The sequence below is a fragment of the Streptomyces sp. TS71-3 genome (assembly GCF_018327685.1).
GTDB lineage: Bacteria > Actinomycetota > Actinomycetes > Streptomycetales > Streptomycetaceae > Streptomyces.
Window position 1 is genome coordinate 171,397 of sequence record NZ_BNEL01000001.1, and the last position, 21,137, is coordinate 192,533.

14 protein-coding genes, 1 tRNA gene and 2 pseudogenes are annotated in these 21,137 nt (G+C 72.0%); 4 read left to right on the forward strand and 13 right to left on the reverse strand.

The features are described from left to right. Positions 1 to 95: 95 nt before the first annotated feature. On the reverse strand, positions 96 to 971 hold the full coding sequence (locus Sm713_RS00840) for a LysR family transcriptional regulator (RefSeq protein WP_212907792.1): 876 nt from the start codon (positions 969 to 971) through the stop codon (positions 96 to 98). A gap of 156 nt (positions 972 to 1,127) precedes the next feature. Next, the gene (locus tag Sm713_RS00845) at positions 1,128 to 1,985 is read right to left on the reverse strand and encodes an NAD-dependent epimerase/dehydratase family protein (RefSeq protein ID WP_212907793.1); all 858 of its coding nucleotides are present in this window, start codon (positions 1,983 to 1,985) and stop codon (positions 1,128 to 1,130) included. A gap of 394 nt (positions 1,986 to 2,379) precedes the next feature. Between Sm713_RS00845 and Sm713_RS00850 the strand changes: the two genes are divergently transcribed. Further along, the gene (locus tag Sm713_RS00850; protein ID WP_212907794.1) at positions 2,380 to 4,785 is read left to right on the forward strand and encodes a SpoIIE family protein phosphatase; all 2,406 of its coding nucleotides are present in this window, start codon (positions 2,380 to 2,382) and stop codon (positions 4,783 to 4,785) included. 1,436 nt (positions 4,786 to 6,221) lie between these two features. On the opposite strand, the pseudogene Sm713_RS00855 reads toward Sm713_RS00850, so the two are convergent. The 4 genes and pseudogenes from Sm713_RS00855 to Sm713_RS00870 form a co-directional block, all read right to left on the reverse strand. Beyond that, positions 6,222 to 6,668 (reverse strand): annotated as a pseudogene (locus Sm713_RS00855) (YciI family protein); the annotation flags it as partial. Between the two features lie 66 nt (positions 6,669 to 6,734). Further along, positions 6,735 to 7,736, reverse strand: coding sequence for a hypothetical protein (locus Sm713_RS00860; RefSeq protein ID WP_249416022.1), 1,002 nt, complete (start codon positions 7,734 to 7,736; stop codon positions 6,735 to 6,737). Positions 7,737 to 8,070: 334 nt separating this feature from the next. Next, positions 8,071 to 8,496: a DUF3592 domain-containing protein gene (locus Sm713_RS00865; RefSeq protein ID WP_212907795.1), complete on the reverse strand. Its 426-nt coding sequence runs from the start codon at positions 8,494 to 8,496 to the stop codon at positions 8,071 to 8,073. A gap of 165 nt (positions 8,497 to 8,661) precedes the next feature. Further along, the gene (locus tag Sm713_RS00870) at positions 8,662 to 9,168 is read right to left on the reverse strand and encodes a hypothetical protein (protein ID WP_212911689.1); all 507 of its coding nucleotides are present in this window, start codon (positions 9,166 to 9,168) and stop codon (positions 8,662 to 8,664) included. 221 nt (positions 9,169 to 9,389) lie between these two features. Here Sm713_RS00870 and Sm713_RS00875 point away from each other — a divergent pair. Next, a pseudogene (locus Sm713_RS00875) lies at positions 9,390 to 10,121 on the forward strand (ferritin-like domain-containing protein). 99 nt (positions 10,122 to 10,220) lie between these two features. On the opposite strand, the gene Sm713_RS00880 reads toward Sm713_RS00875, so the two are convergent. The 4 genes from Sm713_RS00880 to Sm713_RS00895 form a co-directional block, all read right to left on the reverse strand. Next, entirely contained in the window at positions 10,221 to 11,120 is a 900-nt protein-coding gene (locus tag Sm713_RS00880) for a carbohydrate ABC transporter permease (RefSeq protein WP_212907796.1), read from the reverse strand. Continuing rightward, entirely contained in the window at positions 11,117 to 12,103 is a 987-nt protein-coding gene (locus tag Sm713_RS00885; RefSeq protein WP_212911690.1) for a carbohydrate ABC transporter permease, read from the reverse strand. Before Sm713_RS00885 ends, Sm713_RS00880 begins: the two co-directional genes overlap by 4 nt. Before the next feature lie 219 nt (positions 12,104 to 12,322). Next, the gene (locus Sm713_RS00890) at positions 12,323 to 13,567 is read right to left on the reverse strand and encodes an extracellular solute-binding protein (RefSeq protein WP_212907797.1); all 1,245 of its coding nucleotides are present in this window, start codon (positions 13,565 to 13,567) and stop codon (positions 12,323 to 12,325) included. A 135-nt stretch (positions 13,568 to 13,702) separates the two neighbouring features. Continuing rightward, the gene (locus Sm713_RS00895; protein ID WP_212907798.1) at positions 13,703 to 14,776 is read right to left on the reverse strand and encodes a LacI family DNA-binding transcriptional regulator; all 1,074 of its coding nucleotides are present in this window, start codon (positions 14,774 to 14,776) and stop codon (positions 13,703 to 13,705) included. A gap of 203 nt (positions 14,777 to 14,979) precedes the next feature. Between Sm713_RS00895 and Sm713_RS00900 the strand changes: the two genes are divergently transcribed. Continuing rightward, positions 14,980 to 17,241: a glycogen debranching N-terminal domain-containing protein gene (locus Sm713_RS00900; RefSeq protein ID WP_212907799.1), complete on the forward strand. Its 2,262-nt coding sequence runs from the start codon at positions 14,980 to 14,982 to the stop codon at positions 17,239 to 17,241. Between the two features lie 269 nt (positions 17,242 to 17,510). Here the strand turns inward: Sm713_RS00900 and Sm713_RS00905 are convergent, their stop codons facing one another. The 3 genes from Sm713_RS00905 to Sm713_RS00915 all read right to left on the reverse strand — a co-directional run bounded on the left by Sm713_RS00905 (position 17,511) and on the right by Sm713_RS00915 (position 20,220). Then, positions 17,511 to 18,647, reverse strand: coding sequence for a sorbosone dehydrogenase family protein (locus Sm713_RS00905; RefSeq protein ID WP_212907800.1), 1,137 nt, complete (start codon positions 18,645 to 18,647; stop codon positions 17,511 to 17,513). A 460-nt stretch (positions 18,648 to 19,107) separates the two neighbouring features. Further along, positions 19,108 to 19,181, reverse strand: a tRNA-Pro gene (locus Sm713_RS00910). A 109-nt stretch (positions 19,182 to 19,290) separates the two neighbouring features. Further along, positions 19,291 to 20,220 (reverse strand): metallophosphoesterase, encoded by a 930-nt coding sequence (locus Sm713_RS00915; RefSeq protein WP_212907801.1) that lies wholly within the window; start codon positions 20,218 to 20,220, stop codon positions 19,291 to 19,293. A 324-nt stretch (positions 20,221 to 20,544) separates the two neighbouring features. On the opposite strand from Sm713_RS00915, the gene Sm713_RS00920 reads away from it, so the two are divergent. Further along, the gene (locus tag Sm713_RS00920; protein WP_212907802.1) at positions 20,545 to 21,012 is read left to right on the forward strand and encodes a GatB/YqeY domain-containing protein; all 468 of its coding nucleotides are present in this window, start codon (positions 20,545 to 20,547) and stop codon (positions 21,010 to 21,012) included. Positions 21,013 to 21,137 lie beyond the last annotated feature (125 nt).

Here is a 21,137-nt window from a genome sequence, read left to right on the forward strand (position 1 = left end):
TGAAGTGAATCGCGCGGAGTGAGGTGCCCGGAGTGACGTGCCCGGAGTGGGGCGGGGCCTTTCTGCGAGATACCGGCGCCACGCCGCGTGGGGCCTCACCCCGCGTCCGGCGGTACCAGGGAATCGGCCAGGTCGGCGAAGTCGCGGATGAGCGGGGAGCGGCGCGTGGCGGTCCAGGCCAGGCAGACCTGGCCCGGTCCCAGGCCGTCGACGGGGACGGCGACGACGTCGCGGCGGGTGTAGAACGCGGCGGTGGACAGCGGCAGGACGCAGATCCCCGCACCCGCCGCGACCAGCTCCAGCTTCTCCTCCACGCTGTCGATGGGCGGGACCTCGGCGCGCTCGCCGGTGCGCAGCTCGCGGGCCACGTCACGCCACTCCGGTACCGCGTCCGGGTCCTGGAGCAGATGGTCATCGGCCAGATCGCCGACCGTGACGGCGGACTTTCCCGCCAGCCGGTGGTCGGCGGGCAGCACGGCGAGGCGGGGCTCCGCGAACAGGGGCTGGACGTGCAGGCCGCTCTGGTCGGCGGGCAGGCGGACGATGCTGACGTCGGCCCGGCCGTCGCGCAGGACCTCGACCTGGTCGTTCCAGCCCGTTCGCAACAGCCGGACGCTCAACGCGGGGTGCTTCGCCGTGAGCGCGCGTACCGCGGGGGTGACGGTGATGCCGGGCATGAAGCCGATCGTGAACGTCGGCCTCTCCGCGGCGGCCGCGGTCACCCGGCGCACCATCGCCGCGGACGCCGCGAGAAGCGGCCTCGCCTCGTCGAGCAGTTGCGCCCCGGCGTCGGTCAGGACGCTGCCCCGGCGGTCACGGCGCAGGAGCCGCACGCCCAACTCGCCCTCCAGCGCGCGTACCTGACGGGTCAGGGCCGGCTGGGCGATGTGCAGCCGCTCCGCGGCGCGACCGAAGTGCAGCTCCTCGGCGACCGCCACGAAATAGCGCAGTTTCCGCAGGTCAACATCCATGCCGCTGCCACATCCAGACGTCGCGCATCCGCTTCCCTTCCCTTTGTACTCCGCCGGTGTACTCCTTGTACTCCGGCGGTGTACCCCGCTGCTGTGCCCTGCCGGTGTGCCCCGCCGGGGGCCCGTACCCGGGCGGCACGCGGCGAGGCGCGGCGCTCACCCCTGCGCGAAGACGGACAGCGGGTCGGTGTGTGCGGGTACCCAGCCGAGCTCGGCGCCCGCGCGGGCCGGCGTGAGCTGCTGGTCGAGGGCGAAGGCGTCGGCGACGGGGCCCATCTGCTCCCGTGCCTGCTCCATCGTGAGGGACCTGGTCCTGCCCTCAAGGCCCGCGCCGTGGCTGACGGCCTCGGCGACCTCCTTGGCCGTCGGGTTCACGCCGCCGACGCCCGCGTAGACGGATCCGGCACGCGCGTGCAGGGCGGCCGTGTACAGCTCGGCGAGGTCGTCGACGTGGACGAGGGCCCAGTGCTGCGAGCCGCCGCCGATGTGGGCGACGGCGCCGGCCTCGACGCCGGGCCGGGTGAAGAAGACGTCGATGAGGCCTTTTCCTCCCCCGTACACGAGGCCGGCTCGGATGACGACGGGCCGGCCGCCGCGTGCGGCGCGGCCGAGGACGGCGTCCTCCACCGGGTGGCGCCAGGCGACCAGGGCGGGCGGGTTCCACGGCGCGTCCTCGTCCACGACACCGTCCGTGTCGCCGTAGACCCAGGTGCCGCCGGTGTGGACGTACGTGCCGGCGCCGATGCCGTCCTGCATCGCGGTGGCCGCCGCGAGATCCTCCTCGCCCGTCTCGGCCTGCGCGAGGTGGATGACGGCTTCGGCGTGCGCGGCGGCCTCGTTCAGCACGTCCAGGTCGGTGAGGCCGCCGCGCACGGGCTCCGCGCCCAGCGCCTGGACGGCCTGAGCCGCCTGCTCGCTGCGGGCCAGGGCCCTGACCGTGTGGCCGTGCCCGAACAGCGAACTGATCACGGCTTTGCCGATGTAACCGGAGCCGCCGGTGACGAAGACCTTCATACGGTGATTCCCTTCCGTTCTTTCCCTCCGGAGACTTCCGGAGTCGGCCGGAGTTTTTCCGGGGCGTTCCGGAGCCGCCGGGAGAGCTTTTCTCTGCTGCTCCATCCTGGGATCTGCCGCGCACCCGCGTCCAAGACCTGTTCCGCCCCCTGTGATGCCGCTTCGGCATGAGGACTGGTCGCAGCGGGGCTGCCACCACCGGCCTGGCCTCGAAGTTCTTCGTGGTCGACGGGTGCGTGCGAGGCCTGTCGCCCGACGCCGGCGAGAGGTTCGGCGATGCCTGATGATTAGTCCGCTGATGCGTTTTCCAGGCGCGTGGATCTCGTTAGTCTTGGGGGGTGTGTTCAACGGCCCCGAGTGTGCCGGGTGAAATGGGGCCACGGAGGGTATCGGGATGACGAGCACCCCTGAAACGGCTGGGAAGACCGCTGCGAAGACCGCCGCGAAAACCGTTGCGAATATCGCTGGCAACGCCGCCGGAAATTCCACTGGCAATGCCGCGGCCAACGCCGTTGCAAAGAAGAGGCGGGTAACCGTCGATTTCACGCACGGCAGGTCCGAGGGCACCCCGCCCGCCGTCGCGCTGGTCGGCTCCGACGGGACGGTCCTGGCGTGGGGAACGGGCTGCCGGCGACTGCTCGGCCACCGTGCCGAGGACGTCGTCGGGGAACCGGTGACGCGGCTCCTGGCCGCCCCTGACCGGCCGGTCTCCTGGTCCCCGACACCGGGGGCCATAAGCCGGCGCGGTGCCCGGAGCACCGCGCGCGCCGCGGTGGAGCTCAGGCACCGCGACGGCGGCGTCCTCCGGGTGGCCGTGGAGATCATCGGGCTCACCGGCGCGGACGGCGAGCGGTGCCGGCTCGTCGCCGCCATGGGGCCGGCGGACAGCGCGGAGGCGGCGCCCACGGCGGACGCGGGCGGGTCAGAGGCGGAGCGGGAGTCGGAGGCAGGGGCAGAGCCGGGGAAGGAGTCAGGACCGGAGGCCGGGGCGGGGCCGGGGGAGGAGTCAGGGCCCGAGGAATCAGGACCGGAGGAGTCAGAGCCGGAGGCGGGGGCAGAGCCGCGGGAGGAGCCAGGACCGGAGGAGCCACGATCGCAGGAGCCGGGACCGCAGGAGTCGGAGAAGGGAGCGGAAGCGCTCCTCGACCTCTGCCCGCTGTCGGTGACGGTGTGGGACACCGACATGCGGCTGGTGTGGGCGAACCGCGCCGCGCGCCAAGTGGCGGGGCTCCTGGACACGCGCGCCTCGGGGCCGTCGCCACGACTGGTCCTGCGGGGCTTCGACCGGACCGTCTCCGAGCCGGTGATGCGGGAGGCGCTGGGGTCGGGGGAGCCGGTCGCCGACCACGTGGTGCGGTGGGTGTCGCCCGAGGACGGCCGGGAGGCCGTGTTCTCCGCCTCCCTGGTGCCCCTCGCGTCGGGCGACGGCACTCCGGTGGGCCTCGTCAGCATCGCCCTGGACATCACCCAGGGATGGGAGCGCGACCGGCTGGCCCTGCTCGGGCGCGCGGCCCACCGCATCGGCACCACCCTCGACGTGAAGACGACCGCGCAGGAACTCGCCGACACGGCCGTCCCCGTCCTCGCCGACTACGTCGCCGTGGACCTGGCCGAGTCGGTGCCGCTCGGCGGGGAGCCGCTGGAGCGGATGTCGGAGGGCGAGTTCGGCATCCCCGTGTTCCGGCGCGCGGGCGTGGCCTCCGCCCACGAAGGGGTGCCCGAGGCGCCCTTCTCGGTGGGCGACGTGGTGTACGTGCCGCCCACCTCCCCGTACCTCGGCGTGCTGCGCGAGGGCCGGTCCCTGCTCAGCCCCATCCTCGAAGTGGGCCGCGGCACGTGGCTGGACCACGATGCCGTCCGGCGGCAACGCGTCCTCGAAACGGGCATCCACTCGATGATGACGATCCCGCTCAGGGCACGCGGCAAGGTCCTCGGCATCGCCGTCTTCGCCCGCAACGACAACGTGGCCCCCTTCTCCCAGAGCGACCTGCTGCTGGCGGAGGAACTCGCCATCCAGGCGTCGCTGAGCCTCGACAACGCGCACCGGTACACCCGCGAGCGCGCGGCGGCCCTCACCCTGCAGCGCAGCCTCCTGCCGGAAAGGCTCTCGGGCGGCAGCGCGGTGGACCTGGCCAGCCGCTACCTGCCCTCCGACCGGCACGAGGGCGTCGGCGGGGACTGGATGGACACCATCGAGCTGCCGGGCGGCAGGATCGCCCTGGTCATGGGCGACGTCGTGGGGCACGGCATCCACGCCGCCGCCACCATGGGACGCCTGCGCACGGCGGTCCACACCCTCGCCGTCCTCGACCAGCGCCCCGCGGCCCTGCTCGACCACCTCAACGACGTCACCGTCCAGCTCGCGCAGTCCGGCACCTGGACCACCGACTTTCCGTCGATCTCCGGTGCGAGCTGCCTGTACGCCGTCTACGACCCGGCCGAGCACGTGTGCACCGTGGCCCGTGCCGGCCACCCTCCGCCGATGCTGGTGACACCCGACGGCCGCGCGAGCATCGTCGACACACCCGTGGGCCCGCCCATCGGGATCAGCACGGGCCCGTACGAGTCCGTCGACCTCGAACTCCCCGAGGGCAGCCTGCTCGCCCTGTACACCGACGGTCTCGTCGAGTCCCGCCGCATGGACATCGACGCCGGACTCGACCGGCTGCTCGCGGCACTGGAGCGGCCACCGGCCGATCTCGACTCCCTGTGCGCCCGCGTCATCGCCCTGATGACGGCGGACTCGCCACCGGAGGACGACGTGGCACTCCTGGTGGCCCGCACACGCGCCGCACGCTGAGGCCGGCCTCCGACTCGAAGGCGGCCCCGTCTCGAAGCCGGCCTCCAGCAGCCGGTGGCTGCGGATGACCAGGGCGCCGGGGATGTTGTTCCAGTCCGCCCGGATCTCCGCGCCGAGCACGTCGAAGTTGACCTTGTTGTCGTCCCCGTCCTGCTTCCCGATGTGCGCGTCGAGGAACATCTCGCGGATCCGGGCCGAGGTGGGGACGTCGAATTCGAGGTCGAGGAAGTACCAGCCGCCGCCCGTCCCCGCGTGCGCGCTGTGGGTGGCGGGCGGCAGATCCCCCGGATAGGGCTTGACGGTCGTGCCGTACTGGTCCTCCAGCCACTTGTACTTGGGCGTGCCCGGCTGTCCCGGCTCGACCGGTACGCCGTTCGCGTCGACGAGGGTGGTGGTGATGTCGGACGGCTTGACCGGGAACTCGAAGGACGTCTGCTGGGCGCGGAGCTCGGCGAGTTCGGCGTACGCCCGGCGCAGGGCGGCGCCCGGTTCCGGGACGACGATGTCGTGGGTGAGGCGGAGCCCGTAGCGGTACAGCCGGACCCGCCACTTCCGCATCAGGCTGAAGTAGTCGACGCGCACCGGCTGGGGCGTGGTGTTCTTCAGGGTCCGCGTGGAGGTCTCCTCGGTGCCCGTCTCCGTCTTCGTGGAGATGGTGACCTTGTGCTCCTGCCGCGAGCGCGAGGACGCCTTCGACGTGGTGGCCCGCGCGTGCTTGACGCTTTCGGTCGCCGACGCGGACTTCGAGTCCTGCGCGGTGAACCCGGTCGTGCTCGACCCCGAGATGATGGGGATGCCGCCCTGCACCGTGCCGGTGATGTTGAACTGGTTGGAGTGCTGGCTCTGGGACGGCGTCGACTGCGAGATGTCGGTGTTGTCGGTGACCCCGGTCTCGCTCACCTCCTCCAGGGAGTCGGTGACGATCGTCGTGAACTCCTTCGAGGTGACCGACCACTCCTTGTGGACGACCGCGGTCTCCTCGCCGGGCGCGAGCGGGACCGTGGAGACGAGCTCGCCGCGTTCGATGCCGCTCGGCACCATCTCGATGCGCTCCAGGTTGAGCATGCCGACGGGCGGCACCGCGGCACTCGCGTCGAGGGTGCGCAGGGCGACGATCGCCGAGTTGAGCGACTGGGCGGCGGCCGCGATGTCCTCGGCGCCCGGGATGCCCTCGCGGCCCTCGGCGCCCTCGCCGGACGGGGATGCCCCTGGCCCCCCTGCCCCTGGCCCCCCTGCCCCTGACCCCCTGTGCGTCCCTGAGCTGTTCGGCGCGCACGTTCACCAGCTCGTCCGCGAACGCCCTCAGCTCGGCGGACGGCAGCGCGGACAGAGCGGCGATGTCCGGTTGCAGCGCGGGGACCAGGGGGTCGGCGAAGGCGGTGAGCAGGTCGAAGGTGCCGGGGGAGACGGGTGGCGTGCGCTCGGCGGCCTGCGTGCGCGGCCGTGCCCAGCCAGGCGTCACCGTCGTCGGACAGCAGCGGCCCGTAGGCGATCAGCTCGTCCCGGCCGGCCGGGACCGCGAGGTCGGCGGCCTGCCCGGTGCCGAGGCCGAGCACCAGATACCGGTTGCCGCCGGTCCGGCCGCCGGGGAACTCCCACATGGTGCGCCCCAGCGTGTTGCGCCACCGCCGCAGCAGCACGTCCCGGTAGGCGCCGGCCTGGTAGTTGGGCTCGTCGAAGGCGAACGCGCGGGCGGCGGCGGGACCGGGCAGGTCGACGATGTGCACGCTGCCGGTGAGCGTCTCACCGTCGTCGGCGAAGGTCGGACCTCGGGCGATCATCGCCTCCGCGTACCGGTCCATGTAGGACCAGTGCTTCTCCGACAGCTCGTAGCGCAGCGCCAGTGAGCCGGTCCGGTCGCGGTGGTAGCAGAGGAACTCCACGGCCCAAGGATCGCCCCGTTCCTGCCGGTTGTCCTCTCTCATGTGTCCGGTCTCGTGTGTCCGGTCTCATGTGTCCGGCCGGACACGACGTGCAGCTCCGCGGCGCTGACCCCGCCACCGAACCCCGTGCAGCCGCCGCAGCCGGTGGATCTCCCACCAGGCCAGTGCCGTCACCGACACCGGGCCCCCGAGGAACACGCAGACCGCGAGCGGCACCGGGCCCGGCCCCAGCCCGTCCGACGACAGGCGGAGGAAGGCGAACACCCAGACCAGGGCGGTGGTGACGAGCGCGGGAAGCACCGCGTGGACGGCGGACAGGTTGAAGGCGTGGCGCAGCGCCGGACCGGTGGCGAAGGAGAGGAAGAAGATCACCCACCAGAACGGCGCCCAGCACACGAACATCACGGACATCCAGAGCAGCAGCCCGAACAGGCCGTTGACGCTGCTGGGCAGCAGCCCCATCACCGGGCCCGCCGCCGTGAGGATGATCGGCACCAGCGTCCAGGCGCCGAAGTACCACAGGGCCGACCTGCCTGCCGGCCACAGCTGCGTCCGCATGGCCCGACGCGTGTCGGGCCGGGCCGCCCAGAAGAGCAGCGCCACCACCACCACGGCGCTCAACAGCGCCAACCAGGGTGCGAACAGCAGCTGTTGCAGGAACTGCCCCGGCAGGTCCTGCCAGCCTCCGAACGCGGCCAGCAGCGCCACCGAGATGACGAGGGCCAGCCAGGCCCGCACCTGCTGCGCCCGGGACACCTCGGGATCCTCGACCCAGCCTGCCGGGTGTACGGGAAAGACCCGACGTGCCATGCGGCGGGCCGTGCGGGCCAGTTGGTAGGTGACCAGCAGCGGCACGGTCAGCCACCACAGGAGCGGGAAGACCAGCACCAGCACCACCCGGGGGTGCACCTGCTCCCGCCGACCCCTCAACACCTCACCCGGCGGCGGCCATTCGTCCTCCCGCAGGCGTCGCCACAGCGGCGTGTACGGCAGTGGCGGGTCGCCCGTGGGGCGTGGCCCACCGCTCGCGGGCGGCGGCCCGGACGGGCGGGGTGAGTCGATGCTCATGGATGTCCCTTCCACGCTCCCGGAGACAGACGCGCCCGGTCCGGCCACGGTTCCCGATGGCAAAGCCCGTGCTGCCAGGGCGCGCGGTCGGTCGGCAGCCGCTCCCCGAGCCGACGGTTGCGTTCGCCGATTGCCCTCGTCGAATCCACGCGCCGTCCAGGATCGTGCCGATCTCGACGACCAGGGAGTGCCCAGCCGCGAGCGGCCGGTCCGTCAGCAGCCGCCAGTCCGTCAGCAGCCGCCAGTCCGTCAACAGCCGGCAGAACACCAGGAGGCCACCACGGTCGACGGTTACGTCGAGGCCGCTGAGATCGTGGCGGTACGGGGAACAGGCTCAACGACCGGTGACGAGCAGCCAGATCCCGATGGCCGTGAACAGGGTGCCGCCCGCGAAACGAGCCGCGACCTCCCCGATCCGTCTCCTGCGAAGGTCGATTCGCGCGCCCCTCGGGGTCTGGGGAAGGTAGCGCACCGGGACCTCTCCGCCCACGGGAAGACCCTTGACTCCGGATGACCCGGCCTGGAACGTGTGCCGACCACCCTGCGCGTCAACGAATTCGACCACCGCGAAGTGGACGGGGCCACCATCTCGTCCGGAGTGTTGCACGCGGTGGCGGACCACCAGGCCCCTGACGGGGATCCCCTCGCGCTGGAGGCGGTGCTGGACCACGGCCTCATGGATGCCGAACCCGAGGAGGGTGAGACCTGCCAGCAGCGACATCGCAACCCACACCGCTGCCTCCCCTTCCGTGCTGTGCACGACTCCCCGGGTGCCGCCTGTCGCAGGCGTGGACGCTGCATCGACCGGAGGCGGTTCCTGGTGCAAGGCCGGGCCGTGCGGAGACGCCGAAGAGGCCATGACGGTCCAACATCCGCCTCACCACGGGGGACACGGTCTCGGTCCTCTCCTACCGGTAGTCCTTTCTTACCGGTAGTCCTCCGGGTGCCCCTGCATCCAGGCGTTGATCTTGTCCCGGGTTCCGGTGAGCAGGCCCTGATGCCTCTTGAGGTTCGCGAAGGAGCTGTCGTCGCCCAGTTCGGCCCGCAGTGCCGCGATCCATGCGAGGGGTTCCTCGAAGTGCCCGGGGCCCTGGGGATCGACCTTCATCGACTCGTCGAGGCCGGTGAGCTCGTCGAGCACCCGCCCCAGGAAGTACTCGCAGTTCCCCTCGGTCGTGCACCCGTCGTTGTAGGTGGCCTGGAGCCCGGCGAACGCGTCGCGGACCTTCTCCACAGCGGGTTCCGGTTCCGCCGTGCTCGAAGGGATCGGCTGCTCGGTCGCGGGCGCCGACGCCGCCTTGTGGACGACGCCGTGGGAGGGCGACTCACTGTCGTTCACAGCGGTGTCCGGACTGCCGGAGCAGGAGAGCAACAAGGACGCCAGAACCACGGTGAGCATCGAGGCGCCGAGGCGGAGGCGCCGTGCGGGCATGGTGATCACGGCGCGTACGACTCCTCAGCGGAGGCTTTGGTTGTGCTGCCGATCGGAACTGCGCGGCTTTTTTCGCCGACGTGGATCACCACTGCGCAAGACACCGCCGCGCAATGCGCCACCGTGCGTACCTCACTGCCCGCACCCCCGGAACGGTCCCGTGCCCACCGGCGTCGTCCCTCCCGGGGCACGGTGGCCGTGTCCCGGGGAGGGGAGACCGGGTGCACACGGACGGCTTCGCCAAGTGGACGAGAGGGTTCGAGGACGAGCGCGAGCGCAGGCGTGCGCAGGGTGACCCGGACTGGGGGCGGAGCGCGGCGCTGGATCCGGCGGTGTGGGCCAGCGTCCAGCGCTTCCAGATCGGTGAGGACGGTGACGGGGCCAACCTCATCGGCAAGGCGGACGAGGCCGGCGACGCCGACTACGCGCGGGCGGTGCGGCTCTTCGTGGCCGAGGAGCACAACCACGCCCGGCTGCTCGCCCGGCTGCTGGCCGCGGGTGGCATGCCGACGCTGACGGGCCACTGGAGCGACACCGCCTTCGTACGGCTGCGGCGTCTCATGGGCCTGCGGATGGAACTGCTGGTGCTGATGATCGCGGAAGTGGTCGCACTGCGCTATTACCGGGCCCTGCGCGACGGTACCGACGACTCGCTCACGTCGGATGTGGCGGGGCGGATCCTGTCCGACGAGGAGCGCCACATCCCGTTCCACTGCGAGCGCCTGCACGCCTGACTGGCCGAGCTGCCCCGTGCCGCCCGCCGCCCGGTCATGGCCGCCTGGCGGCTCCTCGTGCTCGCGGCCTCAATGCTCGTCGCGGTCGACCACGGCCCGGCGCTGCGGCGACTCGGCATCGGGCGCCTGCGGTTCGTGGCCGACGTCGCCGGCTCGTCCGGCGCGGTCGCCTCCGCGGTGCTCGCGCCCCGGCCGGACGCGTGGACGAGCGCGGGCTGACAGGGGACCGTCCACAGTGCCCACCCGGCATGCCCTGGCCGGGACCGACCGGGCACTCATCGGCGGGCCTCGCGGTGGAGGGGGCCCGCCCAGGCCCCCTCACTCCTTGACGGCCCCCGAGCTGGCCCCGCGCACGAAGTGGCGCTGGAAGAAGAAGAACAGGACGGCCACCGGCAGCGTCGACAGCAGGGCCGCCGCCAGCTTCAGCGGGTACTGGGTGCCGCCGGCCAGCCCGCCCGCGACGAACCGTGCGAGACCGGTGGTCAGCGTCTCGTACTGGCTCGACTGGGTGGAGACGAGGAAGTGGGTGAACTCGTTCCACGAACTCTGGAACGACAGGATGGTCAGGGTGATCAGGCCCGGCCTGGCCATCGGGAGGACCACGGACCAGAACGTCCGGAACACCCCGGCGCCGTCCACCCGCGCGGCCTCCTCCACCTCCCGGGGGACCGACTCGAAGAACTGCTTCATGATGAACACGCCCGCCGCGTCCACCAGCAGCGGCAGGATCATGCCGGTGTACGTGTCGAACAGACCGAAGGTGTTCAGCACCAGGAACTTCGGGATCAGCAGGGTCACCCCGGGCACCGCGATCAGCGCGATCACGAGGCCGAACAGCAGCCGCCGGCCCGGGAAGCGCAGCCGGGCCAGCGCGTAGCCCGCCATCGAGTCGAGGAACACCCGCCCGACCGTGACGACGACCGCGATGAACGCCGAGTTGCCCAGCCAGTGCAGGAACGGCACCCCGCCTCCGGCCTGGCTCAGCCCGAACAGCCGCCGGTAGGCCTCGAACGTCCACGTGGTGGGGATCAGCCCGAGGGGGTGCGCGGCGGCGTCCGGATCCGTCTTGAACCCCGTCACCAGCTCGATGACGAACGGCAGCACGAACACCAGCCCGAAGGCCGCCACCAGCACGTATCCGAGTATCCGCACGGGCAGCGGGAAACGGCCGAGCACCGGATGCCCCGACGCCCCGGCACCCGCGGACCTGTCCTTCATCGATTCCTCCGGGGGCGGGGGTTGCGCTCCCGCAGCACGAGGCGCTGCAGGGCGGTCATGGCCAGGATCAGCGCGAACAGGACGAACGCGATGGCCGCGCCCTGCCCGAAGTCGGAGTCGTTGAAGGCGGTCGTGTACGACAGGAACGCCGGCGTCAGGGTGGTGTTGCCGGGGGCGCCCTGGCTCATGACGTACACCTGGTCGAAGACCATCCAGGTGGAGATCAGGCCTAGGGTGAGGACGAGGAAGAGCACGTGGCGCAGCGCGGGCAGCGTCACGTACCGCAGCATCTGGAACCGGTTCACGCCCTCCAGCGCCGCCGACTCCTCCAGCTCGCGCGGGATGTCCTGGAGCGCCGCCAGGAAGATCAGCATGAAGGTCCCGGAGGTCGTCCACACGGCGAGCAGGATGACCGTGCACATCGCGACGGACGGCCCCGACAGCCACTCGTACCAGGACAGTCCCATGAAGGAGTGGGACGCGAGGGCGCCCGCCGGATGCTCCGGATCGACGATTCCCACGGCGCCGAGCAGCAGCGACAGCACCCCGCGCGGGTCCGAGAACCAGTTCGGGCCCTTCACCCCCACCCAGGACAGCAACGTGTTGACGACGCCGCTGCCCTGGAACAGGAAGAGGAAGATCGTGGAGACCGCGATCGAGCTGGTGACGGAGGGGAAGAAGAAGGCGGTCCGCAGCGCGCCCCTGCCCCGCAGCAGCCGCTGGTTGACGACGAGCGCGAGGCCCAGCGCGAGCCCGGTCTGCAGGGGCACGGTCAGCAGCACGTAGTAGGCGTTGTTGCGCAGCGACGTCGCGAACAGCGTGCGGTCGAGGCCGTCCTGGGTGAGCAGCGCCCGGTAGTTGTCCAGGCCCGCGAAGTCCGCCTGCCCGCTGAACGGGTTGGACTGCCCGTCCCAGTGCAGCAGGCTCACCCACAGCGCCATCAGGATCGGAAGCACGAAGAACAGGCCGAGGACCAGCACCATGGGGCTGACGAACAGCCATCCCCAGACGCCCTCACCGCGGTGGGACCCCCCGCGCGGTGCGCGGCCCGCGGCGGGACCGGACCCACCGGGCGCGTCAGGTGCGCCCGGTGAGCCGGCCGCCCGGGGGCTCCCGGCCGGGTCCGCCGTGCGGGGGCCGGGCGGGACGCCGCGCGAGGCAAGGCGCGGCGCCCAGCGGGTGGTACGCAGGGACATGGCGGCTCAGTTGCCCTTCGCGAGGGCCTGCTCGCCGTTGCGCTGCAGGTCGGCGAGGATCTTCTTCGGGTCGCCGGTGCGCAGCCCCTGGAGCTCGGTGTTGAACTGCCCGAGCACCTTGTCGAAGCCGGGCAGGGTCACCGGACCCTGCGCGTAGGAGCTGGCGTCCGCCCACACCTTCGCGGACGGCTGCTGCTTCGCGTACTCGGCCAGCGGTGCGGTGCGTGAGGGCATCACGCCGAACTCCTTGGCGAACGCGAGCTGCTGGGAGCTGGAGGAGAGGAACTTCACCAGGTCCAGGTCCGCCGCCCGGTGGGGGCTGTCGGTGCCCACGCCCCAGCACTGGCTGAAGGCCAGCGTGCCCTTGCCGGCCGGCCCCGCGGGCAGCGGCGCCACGTCGTACTTGACCTTCGGGTAGTCGACCTTCATGCCGCCGTCGAGCCAGTTCCCCTCGATGGTCATGGCGGCCTTGCCCGTGCCGAGGGCCTCCCCGCCCCAGCGCGCGTCGACGTCCTTGGAGTACTTCATCGAGCCGGAGGCCAGCAGGGACTTGACGTAGGCGAGGCCCTGGGCGTTCTGGGGGGTGTCGGCGGTCATCTTCGTCTGCTCCGCGTCGGTGATCCAGCCGCCGGCCTGCTTCATGAAGGCGCCGAGGCGCGCGTAGTCGTCGTTGACGACCAGGCCGGTGACGCCTCCCTTGGTCAGCTTGTCCGCGACCTTCTTCAGCTGGTCCCAGGTGGTCGGGTAGTCCTTCGCGGTCAGACCGGCCTTCTTCCACACGTCCGTGTTGATGGCCAGCGCGAGGGCGGAGGTGTCCTTGGGCAGGCACACCAGCTTGCCGTTGTAGGTGAAGGAGCTGCGGAGCTGGGGGGCGAACGCGTCGGCGTCCTTGATCCGGTCGCCGTAGGCGTACAGGGAGCCGCCCTTGGCGTAGTTCGCGAACTGGCTGGAGTCGACGTAGAAGACGTCCGGCGGCTTGTGCCCGGCGAAGGACTGGGCGAGCTGCTGGTTGATGTCCTTGGCGTTCTGCACCGTGACGGTGTTGCCGGACTGCTTCGCGTAAGCGGCCGCAGCATCCGTGACGGCCTTGGTCTCGGCATCGCCCGAGCTGGCTATCAGCACGTTCAGGTGCTGGTGGGAGCCGGAGTCCTGCTCGGTCTTCTTGTCGTCGCCGAAACTCGACGAGCAGCCGGTGGCGGCCAGCAGTGCCGCACACGTGACGAGGGCGGCGGTGGCCGTGCGGGTCTTCATGGAGTCCTCCGTGGGTCGGGGGTGGTGGATGCTTCGGCCCCGGTGGTGTGGCGCGGGGGCCCGGGGTGGTGGAGGAGGGGGGTGGGGTGTGAGGGGCCGGCGGACGCCGGCGGGTGTGGAGCGTGGTGCCGGCGGCTATGCGGGGGCCGTGCCGGCGACCGCGGTGCCGCCGCCCGGTGCGGGGGCGCTGTCGCGGACGTTCAGGGAGGGTTCGAGCAGGACCCGCTCGGGCGGCGCGTCGGGCGCGGCGATCCGGGCGAGCAGCAGCCGCACGCACTCGCGGCCGACCGCCTCCAGCGGCTGGCCGACGGAGGTCAGGGCGGGCGAGAGGATCCCGGCGGTCGGCGAGTCGTCGAAGCCGACCACGGCGACGTCGCGGCCCGGCTCCGCGCCCCGCTCGCGCAGCGCGTGGTAGCAGCCGAGCGCCAGGATGTCGCTGGCCGCGACCACCGCGGTGGCGCCCGCGTCCAGCAGCGGCTTCACCGCGGTGCGGGCCGCCTCGATGTCGTCCACGCTCTCCGCCCGCCGCCCGCGGGTGGGCAACCCGTGCCGCCGCATGGCCCGCTGCCAGCCCAGCGCGCGGTCATCGGCGACGCCCGCACCGCGCGGCCAGCCCAGGAACGCGATCCTGGTGTGCCCGAGCGCGGCCAGGTGCTCCACGGCGGCGTCCGTGCCCGAGGCACCGTCCACGTCGACCCAGTCGCCGATCTGCCGCCCCGACCACATCCGCCCGAAGCCCACGAAGGGCACGCCGCGCTTGGCGAGCCACGCCTGGCGCGGGTCCTGGCGCTCGGTGCCGCTGAGCACGAAGCCGTCCACCTCGTGCTGGCCGAGCAGCTCCTCGTACCCCGCGAGGCTCGGGCCGCCGGACGGGCGGGCGAACAGCAGGATGCGGTACCCGGCCTCGTCGGCCGCCTGGGACAGGGCGTGCAGGAACCGGTCGAGGACCGGGTGGCTGGGCTGGGCGGGCAGGATGCCGTAGCCGATCAGCCTGCTGGAGCGGGTGCGCAGCGTCTGCGCGGCACGGCTGGGGCGGTAGCCCAGCTCGTCGATGGTGCGGCGGACCCGCTCCAGGGTCTCGGGGCGCAGCAGCTCCGGCGCGTTGATCGCGTTCGACACGGTCTGCGGGGAGACGCCGGCCCGCCGGGCGACCACGGCGAGGGTCACGGGGGCGCCCTTGGCGGCGGAGTTGGTGCTGGGGCGGGCCATGCGGTCTCCGATGTGTCATGCGGGGTGCGTGTGGTGCGTGTGGTGTGTGGTGCGTGCTGCTTGTGACGCGTCGTGCTGTCTGTGGTGCGTAACGCCTATGGGACGCCGTGCGGTTGATTTTATCGCTCCAAATTGGCTTGCCATCCCTCTGAAGTGGCATTTACTGTCTTTGGAACGATCTAACGCTGAGAGGTTCTACTTCTTTGGACACCACTGTCAAGGCCCAGGACGCCAACGGATCGGTCACGGCCGCGCCTTCCTCGGCCAGTGGCCTACAGCCGTTCCTGCACGACGCGGTCGTCACGCTGTACGCGCCGAGCTTCGTGGTCTCGCACGCGGACGGTCAGATCGGCGACGGCGTGGACGGCTTCTACCACGGCGATCGCAGGGCGCTGTCCCGGCTGAGCGTCGCCGTGGACGGAGTCCCCCTGGCGCCGCTCGGCGGTGGGCTCCGGGCGGCCGACGGCGCTGACTTCCGGTCGGTGCTGCGGGGGCTCGGCGAGGTCACGCCGGATCCGGCGGTCGCGCTGTACCGCCGCCGGAGCGTGGCCGCGGGCCGGCTGGCGGAGGTGCTGGAGGTGGTCAACGCCGGCACGCAGCACGTCCGCTTCGGGCTGGTGGTCGTGGCGGGTACGGACCTCGCCTCGATGGAGGCGGTGAAGACGGGGCGCTTCCCGGCCGCCGTCCCGGCCAGCGGAGACGGAGAGGGTGAGAGGGGTGAAGGGGACGAAGGGGGCAACGCCGGCCTGGCGTGGTCGGCCGACGGGTTCGACGTCCGCCTGGTCAGCGAACCCGCGCCGGACACGCTGGAGGTCGCGGAGGGCCGGCTGTCGTACGACGTCGAGCTGGCGCCGGGCGCCACGTGGACCGCGACGCTGCGCTGCACCGCGGCGCACGCGGACGGCGACCAGTTCCCCGCGGCCCCCGCGAGCGCCGTACCGTGGCGCACCCCGGTCCTGCGCAGCACGGACCGCCGCTTCGAGACGTGGCTGGACCAGTCGCTCGCCGACATGGACCGCCTGCGCCTGACGGACCCGCGCTCGGGTGAGCGGGGCGCGGGGCGTGGTGCCGCGGGGCGTGGTGCCGCGGGGCGTGGTGCCGCGGGGCGTGGTGCGGAGACGGGCCCGGCGGAGCACGCGGGAGGCTCGGAGGCCGGGGGCGGTGTGGACCAGTTCCTGTCCGGCGGCGCCCCGTGGTACCTGACGCTCTTCGGCCGCGACTCGCTCTGGGCCGCCCGCATGATGCTCCCGCTCGGCACCGACCTCGCGGCCGGCACGCTGCGCACGCTCGCCCGCCGGCAGGGCGCGGTGACCGACCCGGCCACGGAGGAGCAGCCCGGCAAGATCCTGCACGAGGTACGCCGCGGCACGCAGGAGTTCGGGGAGGCGTCGACCCTCCCGCCGGTGTACTACGGCACGGTGGACGCCACACCCCTGTGGATCTGCCTGCTGCACGACGCATGGCGCTGGGGCATGGCCCATGACGAGGTCGAACGGCTGCTGCCGCACGCCGAGTCCGCCCTCGCCTGGATGCGCGACCACGGAGCCGCGGGCGGCGACGGCTTCCTCAAGTACGTCGACGGGACCGGCCGCGGCCTGGCCAACCAGGGCTGGAAGGACTCCGGGGACGGCATCCGCCACCGCGACGGCCGCCTCGCCGACCCGCCCATCGCGCTGTGCGAGGTCCAGGCGTACGCCTACGAGGCCGCGCGAGGCGGGGCCGCGCTGCTGCGGGCGTTCGGCCGGCCGGGCGCGGACGCGTGGGACGAGTGGGCACAGCGGCTGGCGACCCGCTTCCGCGAACGTTTCTGGGTCGAGGACGCGCGGGGCCCGTACCCGGCGGTCGCCCTGGACCGCGACGGAAGGCCGGTGGACTCGGTGACGTCCGGCTTCGGCCACCTCCTCGGCACGGGCCTGCTGAACGGGGAGGAGAGCGCGCTGCTCGCGGCCCGGCTGACCGGGCCCGACCTGGACGCGGGCCACGGGCTGCGCACGCTCAGCAGCGACTCGGTGGGCTTCAACCCGTACGGCTACCACATCGGTTCGATATGGCCGCACGACACGGCCATCGCCGTGCACGGCCTGGCGAGGGCGGGCCACGCGGACGCTGCGGCACCGCTGGCGGCGGGCCTGCTGACCGCGTCGACGGCCTTCGCCGCCCGGCTCCCGGAACTCTTCGCGGGCCACGGCGCCGAGGCGGGCCCGCACCCGGCGCCCTACCCCGCGTCCTGCCGGCCCCAGGCGTGGGCGGCCGCTTCGTCGGTCATGGTCCTCAGCGCGGCCCTGGGCCTGGACGCGGACGTGCCGGGCGGCAGGATCACGGTGGCCCCCACGTTCGCCCGGGCCTACGCCCCGCTGACGGTGGAGGGCCTCCAGGTCGGCGGAGGCCGCCTGGACGTGGCGGTCGCGGCGGACGGGACGGTGAGCGTGACGGCGCCGGGGGAGCTGACGGTGATCACGGCCTGAGCCGGGGCCGGGTGCCTCAGGACGCGCGGAAGGCCCGGTGCAACGTACGCACCGGGCCTCCTGATCTGCGTTCACGATCCGCGCCGGAGTAGCGGGAGGAACCTACCCGTATGGACAGGTAGGGTCCGATTCGGGTGGCGTGCCCGGACGATCGGCCGTGCCGTACCGTGCCGGGCCCTTTCGTGCCGTGCCATGTCGTACCGTGCCGTGCCGTGCAATGTGGTGCCGTGCCGTGCCGTGCCATGCCGTGCCGTCAGGAGTGGTGACGGTTACGCGGGGTCGATGCGGGAGATGCTGCCACCGAGATCGAGCGTGTACAGCTCGCCGTGGCCGTCCTGCACGAACGAGATGACCTCGCCGCCGCTGACCCCGAGGTCGCCCTCGCCGGTCACCTTGCCGTCCTCGATCTTCAGCGTGCGGATGGTGCCGTCGCAGTAGTCGCTGAACAGGTACTGCCCCTTGAGGTCCGGGATCGCGTCGCCGCGGTAGACGTACCCGCCGGTCACGGAGCAGCCCAGCCCGGTTCGGTCGTACTCGTGGATCGGCGGCACGTGGTTCGCGGGCTCAGTGCCGCCCCGGAAGGGATGGGTGCCCTCCATCTGGGACCAGCCGTAGTTCTCGCCGCCCTTGCTCCCGGCGGGGGCCCAGTCGATCTCCTCCCAGGCGTCCTGGCCGACGTCGCCGATGAGCAGGTCGCCCGTGCCCGCGTCGAAGGAGAACCGCCACGGGTTGCGCAGCCCGTACGCCCAGATCTCGCCCTTCGCGTTCGGGTCGCCCACGAAAGGATTGTCCGCCGGGATCGCGTACGGCTTGGCGCCGCTGGGGTCGATCCGCAGCAGCTTGCCGAGCAGCGTGCCGAGGTTCTGCCCGTTCTTCTGAGGATCGCCACCCGAGCCGCCGTCGCCGAGCCCGATGTAGAGGTAGCCGTCGGGCCCGAAGGTGATGTCGCCGCCGTTGTGGTTCTCGAACGGCTGCGTCTGGGTGAGGACGGTGCGCCGCGTCTCCGGCTGGATCTTGCCGTCCTGCACGGCGAACTCGTCGAGGGTGCTGGTGCCTTCGAGGTTCGTGAACGAGATGTAGAAGTGCGCGAAGTCGTGGTCGAACGCGATGCCCAGCAGGCCGCGTTCGCCGTCGGTGGTGGTCTCACCGGAGATGTCGAGGACGGGCTCACCGAGCCCCTGATCACCCAGAACCCGCACGGTGCCCGCGCGTTCGGCTATCCAGACCGTGTCACCGGGCCCCGGGGTGCCGGCGGTCGGATTCTGGGCGGTGGCTACTTCGGTGAGCGCGACCCCCGCTGCCGGACGCGGGGTGGCGGGCTCCTCGGCGGATGCCGTGGTCAAGGCAAGGGAGGCGACGAGGCAGATGGTGCCGATGATCGCCGAGCTTCTGGTGTGAACTTTCACCGTGACCCTCCTGGAGGCGGCGAATGGGCAGGTCACCAGGCTGCTTGGGGCAGAGTCGTCGGGCATCGCCCGCACCAGCACGCAACCTGGGTGGGGGGATCGTGCGCCGCTGGCCACGGAGAGGATACCGAGACATGGACGCCTTGGCCTAGACCAATACCGCCCATTCGCTTGGCCTGTTCCGGCTTCCGCTGCGGTCCTGCGCGGGGCGGTGGGGGAGGGGGTGGGCGCTTTCCCGGGGGCTCATGGGCGAGCGGTGCCTTGGCTATGAGGACGACGGTTCGGTACAGGTTGCTATAGCCGCATCACACCGGGGGTAAGGGCGCGACTGCTGCGGTGGATATCCGGGGAGTGGCGGGGAGCTGCCGGTGACACGGCCTGAGCCGGGGCCTCTGTTCGCCCCGCCCCGGGGCGCGCAAAAGGCCCAGTGCAACTTACACACTGGGCCCTCTGACCTGTGTCGGGGTGGCGGGATTTGAACCCACGGCCTCTTCGTCCCGAACGAAGCGCGCTGCCAAGCTGCGCTACACCCCGAGTGCCGACGCTGTCGCGGCGACGTCGTTTACTTTAGCCCACCGGGGGCCCTGGACGAAATCCGGTTTTGGTGGGGTGGCGCACGGGGTGCCCGTTGGGGTGCGTTCGCTCAGGCCGGGCGTTCCACCAGGGTGAGCAGGGTTGCCTCCGGGGGGCAGGCGAAGCGGACCGGGGTGTAGCGGTTGGTGCCGCAGCCCGCGGAGACGTGGAGGTAGGCGCGGTTGCCGGCGGACTCGTGGGCGGACAGGCCCCTGGCGCGGTCCGTGTCCAGGTCGCAGTTGGTGACCAGGGCGCCGTAGAAGGGGATGCGGAGCTGGCCGCCGTGCGTGTGGCCCGCGAGGATCAACGGGTAGCCGTCCGCCGTGAAGGAGTCCAGGACCCGCAGGTAGGGGGCGTGGACTATGGCCATCGAGAAGTCCGCGCCGCTCGCCGGGCCGCCCGCAACGTGTGCGTAGCGGTCGCGTTTGATGTGGGGGTCGTCCAGGCCCGTGAGGCCGATCTCCATGCCCTCGATCTTCAGCGAGCCCCTGGTGTTCGTCAGGTTCAGCCAGCCCGCCGCGTCGAAGGCGTCCCGCAGGCCCTCCCACGGGTTGTGCACGGCGCCCACCGCCGGCGGGTTGCCGTTCAGGCCGTACTTGCCCTGTGCCTTCTCGATCAGGTACTTAGCGGGGTTGCGCAGCTTCGGACCGTAGTAGTCGTTCGAGCCGAAGACGTACGCACCCGGGTACTCCATCAGTGGGCCCAGGGCGTCCAGGGCCTCGGGGACGCCGTCCGGGTCGGAGAGGTTGTCCCCCGTGTTGATCACGAAGTCCGGGCGGAGGCCCGCCAGGGACTGCAACCAGCGGCGCTTCTTGCCCTGCCCGCACACCATGTGGACGTCGGACACCTGGAGAACGCGCAGCGGGCTCATCCCGGGCGGCAGGACCGGCACGGTGATCCTCCGCAACCGGAACGAGCGGGCTTCGACGCCCACCGAGTAGAGCAGGCCGGCGGCGCCCACCGCCGTGATTCCCAGGGGTACTCCGTATAGCGCGCGCATGCGCCCATCGTGTCAGACGTCACGCGGTCGTTCGGCATCCCGTGGGGGAGCGGCCCGTGACGACCGGCTCCCGTGACCCCGGCGGTACTTGGCCGTCCTGCGGCCACGGCGGTACGTGGTCGTCCCGTCGCCGGCCGCACTCGCCCTCCCGAGGCCGCCGACTGCGCACGCCGTCCTGGCGCCACCGGCTGCGCACGCCGTCCCGCCCCGGGCGCCCGGCCGTCCCGCCGCCGGCACGGCCGCGCAGCACCGCTCTACTCTCGGGTAACCAGCGGCCCGGAAATCCTTCGGCCACCCCCACCCCGTACCTGAGAGAATCACGCCATGACCACGCTCAAGTCGAAGCTTCAGGAAGACCTCACCGCGGCGATCAAGGAGCGCGACGAGCTGCGCTCCTCGACGCTCCGGCTGACCCTCTCGGCGATCACCAACGAGGAGGTCGCCGGGAAGACCGCGCGCGAGCTCTCCGATGACGAGGTGCAGAAGGTGATCACGCGCGAGGCCAAGAAACGGCGCGAGGCCGCCGAGGCCTTCGCGAACGGCGGGCGCGCCGAGCAGGCCGAGCGGGAGCGGGCCGAGGGCGAGGTGCTCGCCGGGTACCTGCCCAAGCAGCTCTCCGACGACGACCTGGAGCAGCTCGTGGCCGCGGCGGTCGCCGAGGCGAAGGGCGCGGGGGCCGAGGGGCCGCGTGCCATGGGCCAGGTCATGAAGATCGTGAACCCCAAGGTGGCCGGCCGCGCCGAGGGCGGCCGGGTCGCGGCCATCGTCAAGCGGCTCCTTGCGGCGGGCTGACGGGCGACGGCCCGGAGCGGCTGCCAGGTCACGCCGCCGTCGAGGCCGCGACCGACGGTTCGTTGCGGAGGGCGGAGGGCGGAGGGCTGACAGCTCCCCGCCGGTAGGGCCTGAAACACGACCGC